Source organism: Bradyrhizobium huanghuaihaiense (assembly GCF_025200885.1).
Classification (GTDB): domain Bacteria; phylum Pseudomonadota; class Alphaproteobacteria; order Rhizobiales; family Xanthobacteraceae; genus Bradyrhizobium; species Bradyrhizobium huanghuaihaiense.
Genome location: NZ_CP104172.1, coordinates 474766 through 490852, shown reverse-complemented (window position 1 = coordinate 490852; position 16087 = coordinate 474766). Strand labels below are relative to the sequence as shown.

At 64.8% G+C, this 16087-nt stretch carries 12 protein-coding genes; 3 read left to right on the top strand and 9 right to left on the bottom strand.

All coding sequences use genetic code 11. The features are described 5' to 3' along the window. The first annotated feature begins 28 nt into the window (after positions 1-28). A complete protein-coding gene (locus N2603_RS02310) occupies positions 29-1216 on the top strand; it encodes a pyridoxal-phosphate-dependent aminotransferase family protein (protein WP_018645922.1) in 1188 nt (395 codons plus the stop codon). 162 nt (positions 1217-1378) lie between these two features. On the opposite strand, the gene N2603_RS02305 is transcribed toward N2603_RS02310, so the two are convergent. Together N2603_RS02305 and N2603_RS02300 are read right to left on the bottom strand one after the other, a co-directional pair. Further along, complete coding sequence (locus N2603_RS02305) at positions 1379-2488, bottom strand: hypothetical protein (RefSeq protein ID WP_260387541.1); 1110 nt, start codon at positions 2486-2488, stop codon at positions 1379-1381. Further along, the gene (locus N2603_RS02300) at positions 2488-3924 is read right to left on the bottom strand and encodes an MBOAT family O-acyltransferase (protein ID WP_260387540.1); all 1437 of its coding nucleotides are present in this window, start codon (positions 3922-3924) and stop codon (positions 2488-2490) included. The genes N2603_RS02305 and N2603_RS02300 overlap by 1 nt, the downstream gene beginning before the upstream one ends. A gap of 214 nt (positions 3925-4138) precedes the next feature. Here N2603_RS02300 and N2603_RS02295 point away from each other — a divergent pair, with 214 nt between their 5' ends. Then, the gene (locus N2603_RS02295) at positions 4139-6238 is read left to right on the top strand and encodes a S9 family peptidase (protein WP_260387539.1); all 2100 of its coding nucleotides are present in this window, start codon (positions 4139-4141) and stop codon (positions 6236-6238) included. Positions 6239-6575: 337 nt separating this feature from the next. On the opposite strand, the gene N2603_RS02290 is transcribed toward N2603_RS02295, so the two are convergent. From N2603_RS02290 to N2603_RS02265, 6 genes are all read right to left on the bottom strand, one after another. Then, positions 6576-7667: an SMP-30/gluconolactonase/LRE family protein gene (locus tag N2603_RS02290; RefSeq protein WP_260387538.1), complete on the bottom strand. Its 1092-nt coding sequence runs from the start codon at positions 7665-7667 to the stop codon at positions 6576-6578. Positions 7668-7807: 140 nt separating this feature from the next. Then, positions 7808-8527, bottom strand: a complete 720-nt coding sequence (locus N2603_RS02285) for a ribonuclease activity regulator RraA (protein ID WP_260387537.1) — start codon at positions 8525-8527, stop codon at positions 7808-7810. 113 nt (positions 8528-8640) lie between these two features. Further along, the gene (gene araD / locus N2603_RS02280; RefSeq protein WP_260387535.1) at positions 8641-10377 is read right to left on the bottom strand and encodes an L-arabinonate dehydratase; all 1737 of its coding nucleotides are present in this window, start codon (positions 10375-10377) and stop codon (positions 8641-8643) included. Continuing rightward, a complete protein-coding gene (locus N2603_RS02275) occupies positions 10374-11234 on the bottom strand; it encodes an ABC transporter permease (RefSeq protein ID WP_018645929.1) in 861 nt (286 codons plus the stop codon). Before N2603_RS02275 ends, araD begins: the two co-directional genes overlap by 4 nt. Positions 11235-11245: 11 nt before the next feature. Continuing rightward, on the bottom strand, positions 11246-12007 hold the full coding sequence (locus tag N2603_RS02270) for an ABC transporter ATP-binding protein (RefSeq protein WP_260387534.1): 762 nt from the start codon (positions 12005-12007) through the stop codon (positions 11246-11248). Further along, positions 12007-13023 carry an ABC transporter substrate-binding protein gene (locus tag N2603_RS02265; protein WP_260387533.1) on the bottom strand — a complete coding sequence of 339 codons (1017 nt, stop codon included), beginning with the start codon at positions 13021-13023 and terminating at the stop codon, positions 12007-12009. The genes N2603_RS02270 and N2603_RS02265 overlap by 1 nt, the downstream gene beginning before the upstream one ends. A 97-nt stretch (positions 13024-13120) precedes the next feature. Between N2603_RS02265 and N2603_RS02260 the strand changes: the two genes are divergently transcribed. Then, positions 13121-13834, top strand: coding sequence for a GntR family transcriptional regulator (locus tag N2603_RS02260; protein ID WP_018645932.1), 714 nt, complete (start codon positions 13121-13123; stop codon positions 13832-13834). A gap of 1 nt (position 13835) precedes the next feature. Here the strand turns inward: N2603_RS02260 and N2603_RS02255 are convergent, their stop codons facing one another. Next, a complete protein-coding gene (locus tag N2603_RS02255) occupies positions 13836-15977 on the bottom strand; it encodes a HAMP domain-containing methyl-accepting chemotaxis protein (RefSeq protein WP_260387532.1) in 2142 nt (713 codons plus the stop codon). Positions 15978-16087: the final 110 nt, after the last annotated feature.

Below are 16087 nucleotides of genomic sequence, written 5' to 3'. Positions count from 1 at the left end.
TGTTCTCAAGCAACAAGGACCGATAGCAATGACCGTTCGCGCGGGCCGGGAATTTCTGGCCATCCCCGGGCCCACCACGATGCCCGACGAGGTGCTGCGGGCGATGCATCGTCCGGCGATCGACATCTACTCCAAAGAGATGCACGAGCTGACCGACACGCTGCTCGCAGACATCTCGAAGCTGTTTGCGACCAAGGGCAAGTCCTACATCTACATCGCCAACGGTCACGGCGCCTGGGAAGCTGCGCTGAGCAACGTGCTGTCGCGCGGCGACAAGGTGCTGGTGCTGGAGAGCGGTCGCTTCGCGATCGGCTGGGGCAATGCGGCAGCGCTGATGGGCGCCGAGGTCGAAGTGCTCAAGGGCGACTGGCGCCGCGCGGTGCGGCCGCACGAGGTCGAGGAACGCCTGCGCCGCGACAAGGAGCACAAGATCAAGGCCGTCGTCGTCGTGCAGGTCGACACGGCCTCCGGCGTGCAGAACGACATCGAGGCGATCGGCAAGGCGATCAAGGCGAGCGGCCATCCGGCGCTGTACATGGTCGACACCGTCGCCTCGCTCGGCTGCATGCCGTTCGAGATGGACAAATGGGGCGTGGACGTCGCGATGTCCGGCTCGCAGAAGGGCCTGATGACGCCGCCCGGCCTCGGCTTCGTCGCGGCGAATGCGCGCGCGCTCGAGATGCAGAAGAAGGCCAATCTGTCGACGCCCTATTGGAGCTGGAGCGAGCGCGAGGGCACCGAGAACTATCGCAAATATGCCGGCACCGCGCCGGTGCACCTGCTGTTCGCGCTGCGCAAGGCGATCGACATGCTGCACGAGGAGGGGCTGGAAAACGCCTTCCGCCGCCACAGCCTGCTCGGCGAAGCCGCGCGCCGCGCGGTTGCGATGTGGTCGGAAGGCCAGGTGCTCGGCTTCAACGTTGCGGAGGCGAGCGAGCGCTCCAACACCGTGACCACGGTGACCATGAACAACGGCCATGATCCGGCGGTGCTGCAACGCTATTGCAAGGACAAGTGCGGCGTCGTGCTCGGCACCGGCATCGGCGACCTCTCCGGACAAGCCTTCCGCATCGCCCATATGGGCCATGTGAACGCGCCGATGCTGCTCGGCACGTTAGGGGTGATCGAGATCGGCCTCAACGCGCTGAAGATCCCGCACGGCAAGGGCGGGCTGGAAGCGGCGGTGTCGTATCTCGGTGAAGAGGTGGCGGCGTAATTCGCTGTCGTCCCGGCCTAGTACGCAATTGCGCACGGGAGCCGGGAAGACGGCGGAGTTTTTGGCAACTCGCGAGCGCCACGAGCAGTCTCGTAGCCCGGGTGAGCGAAGCGACACCCGGGATGTTGCGCGAGGCCCCGCATGTCGCTTCGCTCATGCGGGCTACGGCTGCGGCACGCGATATGCTTCGACCTGCGCCTTGAGCTCGTTTAGCCACACCAGCGGCGTCCTCGGGTCGACGCGATACTCCCCGCTTCTCAGCCATTTCAGCACCATCGCGTCCACCACCGGCGAGTGGTGGATGACGTCGCTGTAATTGTTGAGGTCATGCGTCACCGCCTTGATCGCGCGGAAATCGTGCAGGCGGACGTTGGGCAGCTGCGTCAATCGCTGCGCGATATGCGCCGTGAGATCGGTGACGATCTTCAGCGTCTCCGGCGAGGCATCGCGCATGGCGACGAATTGCAGGATCGAATAGGGCGGGAAGTAGATGTCGAAGGTCACGTCCGGATGGCGCGTGATGAGACCGACGGCGTCCTGCTCGAAATGCCGGACCATGTCCTCATAACCATAGCCTTCGCCGAGGAAACGGCTGCGCGCGGGGGCGGTGATGTAGGCGAAGGCGGCGAGCGTCTTCTTTGCATTGTAGTCTCGCGCAATGTCGAAATTCCGCGGCAGCGCGTAGATGTCGTCGACATCTTCGAGCGCGAACTTGACGGGAAGATAAGGCGCCGCTCGGGTCAGAGGCTCCCGCAGCGGCGGGACAGACCGCATCACCGTGAACAGCGACTCCTTCGCCATCGCCGCACTGAAGACATAGGACGCGATCCCCCTGGCCGTCCCGCGATAGAGATCGACGGACAGATAGGGATCGGCCTCGATATCGGCCGCATCGACGAAGCTGAAATCGTCCATCGCCCAGACCACGCGTCGGGCGCCGCGGTCGATCGCCTGCCCCAGCACGAAGGCCTGCTGGCGCGAATTGGAACCGGTCATCGCCAGCTTCAGCGAACGGACGCCGAGCACCCGGTCGATGTCGCTCTGGCGGAAATGGATGGCGAGCGAGGTGCCCATGAAGGCGGTGTCGAACGTCTGGCTGCGGATCAGCCCGGCATTCTGCACGCGCGTGTCGTCGGAGTAGAACGCCGCCATGAGACGCGAGGGACGAAACAGCTGCAGGGGATCGACGACGTAGGTGAGCACTGCTGCGCCCAACAGGCACACGATGCTCGCGAGGAGAAGACGTTTCAGGCTGGTGAACGATGTGCGCATCAGAACCGGAAATAGATGAATTCGCTGTGGCTCTGGATGCCCAGGATGCCGAACGCGAGCACCAGCGACGCCGCAGAGAGAGCCAGCGGTCGCATGCGCCCTGCCAGCAAGGTTTCGCCGACCCGGCGATTGCCGTGATCGTAGCCCATGATGTCTTGCGTGTTCGGCGCCAGCCACACCAGCGCGGCATAGACCGTGACCTGCACCAGCGCCGCGATCTCCTCGCGCCCGAAGACGATATTCGCGGGATCAGCCATCGCATGCAGAACCCACAGCGCCCAGGCGACACTCTCGGCGCGGAAGAATACCCAGGCGACGACGACGGCGAAGAACGTCAGCACGGCACCGGCGATACGGACCGGGCGCGCAAGCAACGCCGGAACGTTCGGCACCAGCGCGTTGAAGGCGTGATTGACGCAGAGATAGGCGCCGTGCAGCGCGCCCCACACCACGAACGTCCAGGCCGCGCCGTGCCAGAGCCCGCCGAGCAGCATCGTGATCATCAGATTGACATAGCGCAGCACGCGGCCACGCCTGTTACCTCCGAGCGGGATGTAGAGATAGTCGCGCAAAAACTGCGACAGCGTCATGTGCCAGCGCCGCCAGAACTCGGTGATGCTGAAAGCCTTGTACGGCGAGTTGAAGTTGATGGGCAGGAAGATGCCGAACATCAACGATATGCCGATCGCCATGTCGGAATAGCCGGAGAAGTCGAAATAGAGCTGGAACGTGTAGGCGAGCGCCCCAAGCCAGGCCTGGTCGAAGCTCGGCGAGCGCGCCTCGAAGGCGAGCGCGACCAGGGGCTGAATGCCGTCGGCAAGGCAGGTCTTCTTGAACAGGCCGATCGCGAAGATGATGATGCCGCACAGGATCAGATGCGCATGCGGATGCTTGGCGTCCTCCCGCTCGAATTGCGGGATCATGTCCTTGTGATGGAGGATCGGTCCCGCGATCAGATGCGGGAAGTAGGTCACGAACAGCGCGTAATGCGGCAACGCATAGGCTGCGACCAAACCGCGATACGCGTCCACGAGGAACGCGATCTGGGTGAACGTATAAAAGGAGATGCCGACCGGCAGCAGGATATGGATCGCAACATGCGTGCCGAGCAAGGCGTTGATGTTCTCGGTCGCGAAGCCGGCATATTTGAAGATGCCGAGCACGAGGAGGTCGCCAACGACACCGAGCGCGAGCGCCGCCTTTCGCTGCGCCGGGCCGAGTTTCGCCACGATGAGGAGATGACCGACGCCATAGTTGAACGCGATCGAGAGCAGCAGCAGGGCCACGAACTGCCAGCTGCCGATCGCATAGAAGGTGATCGAAGCCAGCGCCAGCCAGATCACCGGGGTCAGATTGCTGCGCCGCCCAAGCCAGAAATAACCGGCCAGCACGACCGGCAGGAACAGCAGGATGAACGGGTAGGAATTGAACAGCATCGGCTGGACCGGCGGCGGGGGTATAGCCCTAAAGCATACAAGGGGCGGGTCAACAACCCGGCGACTTGGCGCAGGCATCGAAACGGCCGCGCTGGCAATTCGCGAAAGCGCGACGATATAAGTGGAACGCGGCGAGCCTGTTCCTTCCCCGTCGCCCCGCTTACGGGGCCGGGTGAGGGGCCTCTCTCCGCGAATGAGAGATGATGAGGACCGAGTGACACAAGCCAAGACGCCTTCGAAGCCCCCCGTCGCCCCGCGCCGGCCGCATTCCTTCACGCGGCACGGGATCACCGTGACCGACGACTATGCCTGGCTGAAGGACGCGAAATGGCAGGAGGTGCTGCGGGACCCCGGAGTGATCGATCCCGACATCCGCAAATATCTGGATGAGGAAAACGTCTACACCGAGAGCCTGCTCGGCCATACCGCCAGCCTGCAGAAGACTCTGGTCGGCGAGATGCGCGGACGGATCAAGGAGGACGATTCCAGCGTGCCGTCGCCGGACGGCCCCTTCGCCTATTTCCGCAGGTTCCGCGAGGGCGGCCAGCACGAGCTGTTCGGCCGCATGCCGCGCGACGGCGGCGAGGGCGAGATCGTGCTCGACGGCGATGCGCTCGCAAAAGACCACAAATATTTCAAGTTCGGCGGCAGCCGGCACTCCTATGACCACAAGCTGCAGGCCTGGAGCGCGGACACCAAGGGCTCGGAATATTTTTCGATCCGCGTGCGCGACTGGGGAAGCGGCAAGGATCTCGGCGATCTCGTCGAGGAGACCGATGGCGGCGTGGTCTGGGCCGCGGACTGCAAGAGCTTCTTCTATGTGAAGCTCGACGACAACCACCGGCCAATGCAGGTGTGGCGGCACAAGCTCGGCACCAAGCAGGCCGACGACACGCTGGTCTACGAGGAGCAGGATGCCGGCTGGTTCACCCATCTGCACGAGAGTACCAGCGGCCGGTTCTGCGTAATCGCGGGCGGCGATCACGAGACAAGCGAGCAGCGGCTGATCGATCTCGCAAACCCTGAGGCGCCGCCGCGCCTTGTCGCGGCGCGCGAGGAAGGCGTGCAATATTCGCTCGCCGACCGCGGCGACGAGCTGTTCATCCTCACCAACGCCGATGACGCCATTGACTTCAAGATCGTTACGGCGCCGCTGGCCTCGCCCGAACGCAAGAACTGGCGCGACCTGATCTCGTATCGGCCCGGCATCTACATCATCGACCTCGATCTCTATGCCGGCCATCTGGTGCGGCTCGAGCGCGCCAATGCGCTGCCATCGGTCGTGATCCGTGACCTCGCGACAAAGGACGAGCACGCGATCGCCTTCGACGAGGCGGCCTATTCGCTGGATACGATGGGCTCCTACGAATTCGAGACGACGAATCTGCGCTTTGCCTATTCGTCGATGACGACGCCGTCGGAAGTCTACGACTACGATATGGTCAAGCGCACGCGCACCCTGCGCAAGCGGCAGGAGATTCCGTCAGGCCATAACGCCGCCGACTACGTCACCACGCGCATCATGGCGAAGGCGCAGGACGGCGCCGAGGTGCCGGTCTCGATTCTCCATCGCCGCGGGCTCAAGCTCGATGGCACCGCGCCGCTGCTGCTCTACGGCTACGGCTCCTACGGCATGGCGATGCCGGCCTCGTTCAACGCCAACCGTCTGTCGCTGGTCGACCGCGGCTTTGTCTACGCCATCGCCCATATCCGCGGCGGTGCCGACAAGGGCTGGGGCTGGTATCTCGACGGCAAGCGCGAGAAGAAGACGAACTCATTCGACGATTTTGCCGCCAGCGCCCGTGCGCTGATCGCGGCGAAGTACACCAGCGCCAAGCGCATCGTCGGCCATGGCGGCTCGGCCGGCGGCATGCTGATGGGCGCAGTCGCCAACCGCGCCGGCGAATTGTTCGCAGGCATCGTCGCCGAGGTGCCGTTCGTCGACGTGCTCAACACCATGCTCGACGACACGCTGCCGCTGACGCCGCCGGAATGGCCGGAATGGGGCAACCCGATCGAGAGCGAGAAGGATTTCCGCACCATCCTGTCCTATTCGCCCTACGACAATGTCGCGGCGAAGGACTATCCGGCGATTTTGGCGATGGGCGGGCTGACCGATCCGCGCGTCACCTACTGGGAGCCCGCCAAATGGATCGCGCGCCTGCGCGCGACCATGAGCGGCGGCGGCCCGGTTCTCCTGCGCACCAACATGGGCGCCGGCCATGGCGGCGCGTCGGGACGGTTCGACCGACTCGATGAAGTCGCGATCGTCTATGCGTTCGCGCTGTGGGCGGCGGGGATGGCGGAGGCCTAGCTTCGTAGCCCGGATGGAGCGCAGCGAAATCCGGGGCTCGTGCAGCTGGCAAGACCGTTCCCGGATTGCGCTTCGCTCCATCCGGGCTACGGGCTGTGCGTTTGTTTGGCTCAGCTATCACCACATCGTCGTCCCGGCCTAGTGCGCAATCGCGCACGGGGGGCCGGGACCCATACCGCGTGATGTATCGGTGGAGGACGGGAGCAGTACCGACGAAGACTTTTTAACTACAAGTCTTCGTCAAACTGCTCCCTGGGGTTATGGGTCCCGGGCTCGCGCTTTGCGCGCCCCGGGACGACAATGGGGTTGTGGGGCGAGTTACCGCTCCACCAACACCTCACACCGCCCCGTGCGCCTCGACATACAGCGCATAGACCGAGTGGCTGCTCGCCATGTAGAGCCGGTTGTTCTTCGGCCCGCCGAAGCAGAGATTGGCGCAGCGTTCGGGCAGCTTGATGAAGGCGAGCGGCTTGCCTTCGGGATTGAACACCATCACGCCGTCGAGGTCTTCGGACTTGCCCCTGAGCTGAAACACCTTGCGGCCGCCGATGTCGGTCGGTTCGCCCTGCAGCGCGCCGTTGGAGCCCCAGCCGCACCAGAGATTGCCGTCGCGATCGACGCGAAAGCCGTCGAGCGAGCCCTGGTCGGCGGCGTCGATCAGCTTGGTCTTGCCGCCGAGCGAGCCGTCGTCGCCGACATTGTAGCTCCAGATGCTGCGGTTGGGCGTGCCCTTCCATTCGACGATGTAGAGCTTCTTCTCGTCCGGCGAGAAGGCGAGGCCGTTCGGGTTGACGAGGTCGGTGAGCACGGCGCTGATCTTGCCGTCCTTGGCGATGCGGTAGACGTTGGTGGTGGCCTGCTCGGCCTTTTCCTTCTTGCCTTCCCATTCGCCGTTGATGCCGAACAGCGGATCGGTGAACCAGATGCTGTCGTCGGACTTCACCACGATGTCGTTCGGCGCGTTCAGCCGCTTGCCCTCGAACTGGTCGGCGAGCACGGTGATCTTGCCGTCCTTCTCGGTGCGGGTGATGCGGCGGGTGACCGAGTGCTCGCAGGTGACGAGGCGGCCCTGGCGGTCGCGCGCATTGCCGTTGGCGTAATTGGCGTTGGCGCGGAACACGCTGGTCTGCCCGGTCTTCTCGTCGAACTTCATGATCCGGTTGTTGGGAATGTCGGAGAACAGGAGATAGCCGCCCTCGGGGAAATAGGCGGGACCCTCGGCCCAGCGCATGCCGGTCGCGACCTGCTCGACCGTCGAGGAATAGAGCCGGTATTTTCCAAAGCTCGGATCGAGGATCTGGACGGCGGGGTCGGGATAACGCTGGTTGGGCGTAAACGCGAACGACTGGGCGCCGGCGGCGCGGGCGAGAAGCGTTGAAGCCGCCGCCGCGCCGGCGCCGGCCATGAGATTGCGTCGTGTGAAATTCATCAAAGTCCTCCCTGCTTGATAAAAGGCCGGCGCTTGATGCGCCGGCTCATGTCTTGATGCGAGTTCGTCTCGGTTCTAGCGGCTTATTGTTTGAGCATGATCTTTTCGGAAAACCGCTGCGCACTTTTCCGGATCATGCTCTAGCGGCCGTTCTTCTTCCGCCACGCCGCAAAATCGGTGAGCGTTTGCGGATCGGTCGCCGGATAGAGACCAAAAATGCCGCGGCCCTTGCCGACCTCCTCGGTGACGAAGTCCTCGAACGCGGTCATCTCGAAGGTCTCGCTCGCGATCTCGTCGGCGAGATGCGCGGGGATGACGATGACGCCGTCGGCATCGCCAAGGATGACGTCGCCGGGAAATACCGGTGCATCGCCGCAGCCGATCGGGACGTTGATCTCGATCGCCTGGTGCAGCGTCAGATTGGTCGGCGCCGAGGGGCGATGGTGGTAGGCGGGAATGCCGAGCCTGGCGATCTCGGCGGAATCGCGAAAGCCGCCGTCGGTGACAACGCCGGCAACGCCGCGCTTCATCAACCGCGTCACCAGGATCGCACCGGCCGAGGCCGCGCGCGCGTCCTTGCGGCTGTCCATCACCAGCACCGCGCCCGGCGGACAGTCCTCGACCGCCTTGCGCTGCGGATGGGAGCGATCCCTGAAGACGTCGATGGTGTTGAGGTCCTCGCGCGCCGGCATGTAGCGCAGCGTGAAGGCCTCGCCGACCATGGTCGGCTGGTCGGGGCCGACGGGATGCACATCCTGGATCATCTGGATGCGCAGGCCACGCTTGAACAGCGCGGTGGCGACGGTGGCGGTGGAGACGGATTTGAGCTTGTTGCGGGTGGCTTCGGATAGTTTGGTCATTGGCTGAACTCTCTCCTTCGTCATTCCGGGGCGCTCGCGTTAGTGAGTGAACCCGGAATCTCGAGGTTCCGGGTTCGATGCTTCGCATCGCCCCGGAACGACGGTGGGTGAAACTAGTAAATCGACGGCTCCCCGATCGGCGCGCCGAAATCGGTCTCGAGGAAGTCGAAGTCGCAGCCGTCATTAGCCTGCTTGATGTGCTTGGTGAACATCCAGCCATAGCCGCGCTCGAAGCGGCGCTCGGGCTGTTTCCAGGCGGCGCGGCGTTTTTCCAGTTCGGCTTCGCTCACATCGAGATTGATGGTGCGCGCGGCGACGTCGAGCGTGATGCGGTCGCCGTTCTGCACCAGCGCCAGCGGACCGCCGATATAGGATTCCGGCGAGACGTGCAGGATGCAGGCGCCGTAGCTGGTGCCGCTCATGCGCGCGTCCGAGATCCGCACCATGTCGCGCACGCCCTGCTTCACGAGTTTGGTCGGAATCGGCAGCATGCCCCATTCCGGCATGCCCGGCCCGCCCTGCGGCCCGGCATTGCGCAAGATCAGGATGTGGTCCTCGGTGACATCAAGATTGGGATCGTCGACCGCCTTCTTCATCGAAGGATAGTCGTCGAACACCAGCGCCGGCCCGGTATGCTTGAGGAAGCGCGGCGCGCAGGCGGAAGGCTTGATGACGCAGCCGTCGGGCGCGAGGTTGCCCTTGAGCACCGCGAGCGCGCCTTCCTTGTAGATGGGATTGTCGACCGAGCGGATCACGTCGGCATTGTGAACTTCGGCGCCGTCGATATTCTCAGCCAGAGTCTTGCCGGTCACGGTGACGCAATCGAGATGCAGATGTTGCTTGATCTCGCCCATCAGCGCCGGCAGTCCGCCGGCGTAGAAGAAATCCTCCATCAGATAGGCGTCGCCGCTCGGCCGGACGTTGGCGATCACGGGTACCTTGCGGCTGGCGATCTCAAAGTCGTCGAGGCCGATGTCCTGGCCGGCGCGGCGCGCCTGCGCGATCAGATGGATGATCGCGTTGGTGGAGCAGCCCATCGCCATCGCGACCGCGATCGCGTTCTCGAACGCCTTGCGAGTCTGGATCACCTTCGGCGTCAGGTCTTCCCACACCATCTCGACGATGCGGCGACCGCATTCGGAGGCCATGCGGATGTGGTTGGCGTCGGCCGCGGGAATCGAGGAGGCGCCCGGCAGCGTCATGCCGATCGCTTCCGCGATCGCGGTCATGGTCGAGGCCGTGCCCATGGTCATGCAGGTGCCGTAGCTGCGGGCGATACCGGCTTCGATGTCGAGCCAGTCCTTGTCGGAGATCTTTCCGGCGCGGCGCTCGTCCCAATATTTCCAGCCGTCGGAGCCGGAGCCGAGCGTCTTGCCTTTCCAGTTGCCGCGCAGCATGGGACCGGCCGGCAGATAGATCGCCGGGATGTTCATGGAGGTCGCGCCCAAGAGCAGCGCCGGCGTGGTCTTGTCGCAGCCGCCCATCAGCACCACGCCATCGACGGGATGGCTGCGCAGCAGCTCCTCGGCGTCCATCGCGAGCAGATTGCGGTAGAGCATGGTGGTCGGCTTGAGCAGCGATTCCGACAGCGACAGCGCCGGCAGCTCGAGCGGCAGGCCGCCCGCCATCAGGATGCCGCGCTTGACGTCGTCGACGCGCGACTTGAAGTGCATGTGGCAGGGCTGCGCATCCGACCAGGTGTTGAGGATCGCGATGATCGGGCGGTCCTTCCACTCCTCGGGCGCGTAGCCCATCTGCATGGTGCGGGAGCGATGGCCGAACGAGCGGAGATCGTCGGGCGCGAACCAGCGCGCGCTGCGGAGCTGGTCGGGCGTTTTCTTCTTGGTCATGATTGGGTGCCCCATTTCTGGACGGTATTCCGCTCGATGGCGCGGAAGATCAGGTTCTCGACAAAGAGCCCGATGATGATCACCGTCAAGAGGCCTGCGAAGACCGCAGGTATGTCGAGGAGGTTGCGGTTCTCGAAGATGAACCAGCCGAGTCCACCCTGACCCGAGGACACGCCGAACACCAGCTCGGCCGCGATCAGCGTGCGCCAGGCAAAGGCCCAGCCGATCTTGAGGCCGGTGAGGATCGAGCCGAACGCCGCGGGGATCAGGATCTTGGCGACATAGGGCAGTCCGCGCAGGCCGTAATTGCGTCCGACCATGCGCAGCGTGTTGGACACGCTCTTGAAGCCGGAATGGGTGTTGAGCGCGACCGGCCACAGCACCGAATGGATCAGCACGAAGACGAGGCTGCCATTGCCGAGCCCGAACCAGATCAGCGCCAGCGGCAATAGCGCGATCGCCGGCAAGGGATTGAACATCGCCGTGACTGTCTCGAGGAAATCGGTGCCGATGCGAGTCGAGATGGCGAGGATGGTGAAGATCGCGGCCAGCACGATGCCGGCCGAATAGCCCATGAACAACACCTTCAGCGAGGTCCAGGCGCGCATTGGAATGGTGCCGTCCTTGACGCGGTCGTAGAGCGTGGCGATCGTGTCGTGCAGCGTCGGAAACAGCAGCGGATTGTCGAGCGTCACGCCGTAGGCTTCCCAGACCGCCGCCAGGAACAGGATGATGACGGTCTTGCGGACGAAGCCGTCGTTCCAGAGCAGCTCGGCCACGCTCAGCTTGCGCTCGACCTCGTCTGCGCCGGTGACGGCAGCAGGCGCGTCACGCAGCAATATTCTCGCTTCGCCCATCGGAGGCTCCTTCAATGCGCGGTGGCTTCGCCGGCGAACAGGAGATCATGAATCTCCTTCTCCAGGCGGCCGGCGCTGCCGTCTTCGTTTGAGACCTTGTCGACTTCAACCACCTCGGCCTTGACCCGGCCGGGATGCGGCGACAGCAGCAGGATGCGATTGCCGATGCGGATCGCCTCGGCAATCGAATGCGTCACGAACAGCACCGTGAATTTGGTCTCGCTCCAGAGCTGGAGCAGCTCGTCCTGGCAGGTCCGGCGCGTCAGCGCGTCGAGCGCGGCGAACGGCTCGTCCATCAGCAGGATGTCCGGCTCCATCGCCATGCCGCGCGCGATCGCGACGCGCTGCTTCATGCCGCCGGACAGCGTGTGCGGATAGGCATCGACCACGCGGGTGAGACCGACCTTCTCGATATAGGCCCGCGCCTTCGCCTCGGCGTCCTTGCGCGACAGTTTTCGCGCGGTGAGCAGAGGGAACATGACGTTGGCCAGCACGCTCTTCCAGGGCAGCAGCTGGTCGAACTCCTGGAAGATCATCATGCGATCCGCGCCGGGACCGTGGATCTCGCGATCGCCGATCGTCATGCGGCCCTCGCTCGGGCTCATGTAGCCGCCGACGGCCTTGAGCAAAGTCGACTTGCCGCAGCCGGACGGTCCGAGCAGCACGAAACGATCGGACTTGTCGACGGTGAAACTCACCCTTTCCGTGGCGGTGACGACGGCGCTGGAGGTCTTGTAGCGCAGCGTCACGCCGCTGACGTCGAGCAGCGCCATCAGTTGCCCTTCAGGTCGTGCGCGACGGGGAGATAGTAGTCCGTCCAGGCCTTGGGCTGGTTCTTCAGCGTGCCGGTCTTGAACAGATGCGCCGCGAACTTCATCGTGCCCTGCGGCTCGAGATTCCACTCCATCATGCCGGGCTCCTTGAGGAGATCGAGCAGCTCTTCCACCGAGGTCTTGTCGCCGGTGATCTCCTTGTAGATCTCGACGGCCTGCTTGGTGTCGCTGCGGATCAGATCCTGCGCTTCCTTGGTCGCGTCGCGCACAGCCTGGATGATTTTTGGATTGGCGTCGGCGAATTTGGTCGTGGTGAAGAACTGCGCCTGGCTGAGCGGGCCGCCCATCACGTCGGGCGAATTCAGCACGACATGCGCGCCCGGCACGTTCTTCAGCTCCAGGAAGGTGAAGGGCGGGATCGAGAAGTGGGTGTGCACCTCGTGCTTGGGATTGGCGAGCGCCGCATAGGCATCGGGATGGCCGAGCTGCACGGTGTTGGCATCGAGCTTGGACCATTGATCGGCACCGAAGGCTTCAGCAGCCGCGATCTGCAGCACGATGGCCTGGGTCGAGACCTTCACGGTCGGCACCGCGATCTTGTCACTGGGGCCGAAATCCCTGATCGACTTGATGTTGGCGTCGCGGCTGATCAGCGTCATCGGCTGCGCCGAGGTCGCGACGATGCCCTTCACGCCGCCGCGGGTGCGGTCCCACAGCAGCAGCAGATTGCCGGTACCGGTATTGAGGATGTCGACACCGCCCGCGAGGAGCGCATCGGTCTGCGCGCCGCCACCGGAGAAGGTGATCCATTTGGTGGTGACGCCTGCTACGCCGAGGGAAGCTGCGTGCTTCTCGATCAGCTTCAGCTTCTCCATGATGTGGCTCGGCATGTAGAAAATGCCGGGCTGGCGCGACAGCGCGATCTCGGATTTCTGCTGCCCATGCGCCGCGGGCGCGAAAAGTGCGGCGGCGGTCAGAACGGCGGCCGCAAGCTTGCTGCGAAGATGCTCGATCATTGTTGTGTGTTTCCTCCGGGTGCGCGTCGTGCTGCGTTGACCCTGCTGATGCACTAATATATTAGTGCATCAAAGGCAAGCCCGCGGGACCCGACATATGGAAGCAGCCCATACCGCGCCGCGCGCGGCGTCACGACCCGCCCGGCTCGACCGCGCCCGCCAGGCCGCGCCGCAGGTGTTCGAGCGGCTGCGCAACGCGATCATCGCGCTGGAGCTGCCGCCCGGCGCCCCGCTGTCGCGCGCCGAGCTCGCCGCCCAGTTCGGAATCAGCTCGACCCCGGTGCGCGACGCTCTCATGCGGCTCGAGGAAGAGGGCCTGGTCGACGTATTTCCGCAGCATGCGACCGTGGTCAGCCGGATCGACATCAGCCGCGCCCAGCAGGCGCATTTCCTGCGCCAGGCGCTGGAGCTGGAGATCGTGCGGCTGCTGGCCGAACAGCACGATGAGGCCCTGATCATCCGCCTCGACCACGCCATCGCACTCCAGCAGCAGTTCGCGAAAGCCGGCGAGTTCGAGGCCTTCATGGCCGCCGACAATGACTTCCACGCCCAGCTCTACACGGCCGCCGGCAAGCAGGATCTATGGGCGCTGGTGCGCAGCCGCAGCGGGCATATCGACCGGCTGCGCCGGCTGCATCTGCCCTCACCTGGCAAGGCCCAGAACATCGTGCGCCACCACAGGCTGATCACGCGCGCGATCGAGGCGGCGGATGCCGATGCCGCGCAACAGCATCTGCGCAAGCATCTGTCGGGCACGCTGAGCGAGCTCGACAAGATCCGGAGCCACCATCCGGAGTATTTGACGGATTGAATCAGGCCGCTTCGCGGCCGCTTCGCCGTTCCGTCGGACCGGTGCGCAGCCTGACGAAGAAGGCCTGGACCTCGGTAGCGAGGCGCTCGGCCGCCCCCGAAACCTGGTTCGCGGCCCCCATCACATCGTCGGCCGAGCGGTTGGTTTCCGCAATGGCGCCGGAGACGGTGCCGATGCTGGTTGCCAGCGTCTGCGTTCCCGACGCCGCCATCTGGACGTTCTGCGAGATCTCCCGCGTCGCCGCGCCCTGCTCCTCAACGGCGCTGGCAATCGCCGCGGTCACCTCGTCGATCCGGCGCATGGCGGTTGCAACCTCCTTGACGGAGGCGACCGCGCTGCCGGTCGAGCTCTGGATCGCGGCAATGTGCTGCGCGATCTCCTGCGTCGCATTGCGGGTCTGGTCGGCCAGCGCCTTGACCTCGGACGCGACCACGGCAAAGCCGCGACCGGCCTCGCCGGCGCGCGCGGCCTCGATGGTGGCGTTGAGCGCCAGCAGGTTGGTCTGGGCCGCGATCGCCTGGATCAAATCGACCACCGAGCTGATGCTCTGCGCGGCGTGTGCGAGTCCTTCGATCTCGCTCTCCGAGCGCGCAGTCACCTCGCCCGCCGAGCGCACGGTCTTGTTGGACAGTTCGATCTGCCGGCCGATCTCGACAATGGAACTCGCGAGCTGCTCGGCCGCCGCGGCAACGGTCTGGACGTTGACCGCGGTTTGTTCGGAGGCGGTCGCTGCGGACGCGGCCTGGCTCGTCGCATGGTTGGCGATGCCGCCGAGGCTCTCCGCGGTCTGCCGCATGGTGCCCGCATTCTCGCCGACCAGCGCGAGCAGGTCGCGCGAGGTCCCACGAAAGTCCTCGACCGCGTCCTCCATGTTGCGGTTGGCGGCTTCGCGCGCCTCCGCTTCACGCGCGAGAGACGCCGCCGCCTGCTGCTGGGCGATCACATTGTCGCGGAATTTGGCCACCGCCTGCGACACCACGCCGATCTCGTCGCCGCGCTCGGCGGTCCTGAATTCGACACTGGTGTCGCCGCCGGACAGGCGCGCGGAATCGCCCACCAGCTCGACGATCGGACGCGTGATGGAGCGCGCAACCAGGATCGCAATCACTGTGGCGAGCGCAAGCCCCGCGGCGAGCAGGATCCATTGCAGCAGCAGCAACCGCTCGACCGCGTCGGCCACATTGCGGGCATCGTCCGCGAGCTTCGACTGCTGGTCGCTCTTGAGACCGCCGGAGCGCTTGCCGTCGGCGTCCTTGCGACCGTCGAGCAGATCGAGGATGCGCGCGGCGCGCGGCGCGGCCTCGGTGGACAGGATGAAGACCGGCGTGTTCCATTGCGGCGTCTGGCGGATCGCGAAGATCTTCTGCGGCAGCGGGGTGAAGGCCTCATTCGCCTTGACGATGGCCCGGTAAGCGGTCGCCTGCCGTTCGGTGAGCAGATCCGCCTGGGTACCGACCGATGCGAGCGCGGCCCTGAAGGTCGCCAGCGGCTTTTCGAACTTGTCACGATCGGTGGCCTCGCCCGAGGCCACGTACAGGCGCAATTGCGATCCCGCGGCGGCGAGATTGCCGCGCACGTCGGCAAAGGTCTTGAGCAGGCGCTTGCGCTGCGGCGTCGCCTCCAGCGCCTCCTCCTCGTCGATCATCGCGGTGATCTCGGCGAACATGGTCGTGATCAGCGGCGCGGCCTCCTTCGCCAGGAGCTCGCTCGCCGGATAGGCCGATGGCGTGAAGGCAGCGAGCTCGGCCTTGTCCTGGGCCTGGCGGAACTCCGCCATCAGCGCCCTGGCTTCGCTCCAGTTGGTCTTGTTCTGCGGATTGGAAAAGCCCTCCGCCATGCGGTCGACCGCGGCGGCCGTACGATCGAGCTCGGCCCAGACGGCGGCCCGGTCGCGCTTGCCCTGTGCATCGCCCGTCAGCAGGTGGCCGCGCAGCGTCGAAAGCGTGGAATAGAGATTGCCGACGAGCTCCGTGCTGGCGATCGCGACCGGCGCACGCTGGTCCACGACCTCCCTGATCCGCGACGAAATGTCCGAGACGGCGGCAACGGTGTAGATCACCGTCGCCGCGAGCAGGCCACAGATCAACGCAAAGCCGCCGAGCAGCCGGGTGCGAATTCCGGTGTTCGCGATCGATTTGAACATGAGAGGTCTCGTGCTGATGCCGGTTGGGGGAGACGGCTTCGTCGGTTGCCAGAATGCGGAAATGAAATGCGCGAAATACGTTCGGAAACTATCGGAGATTGTAGCCCACG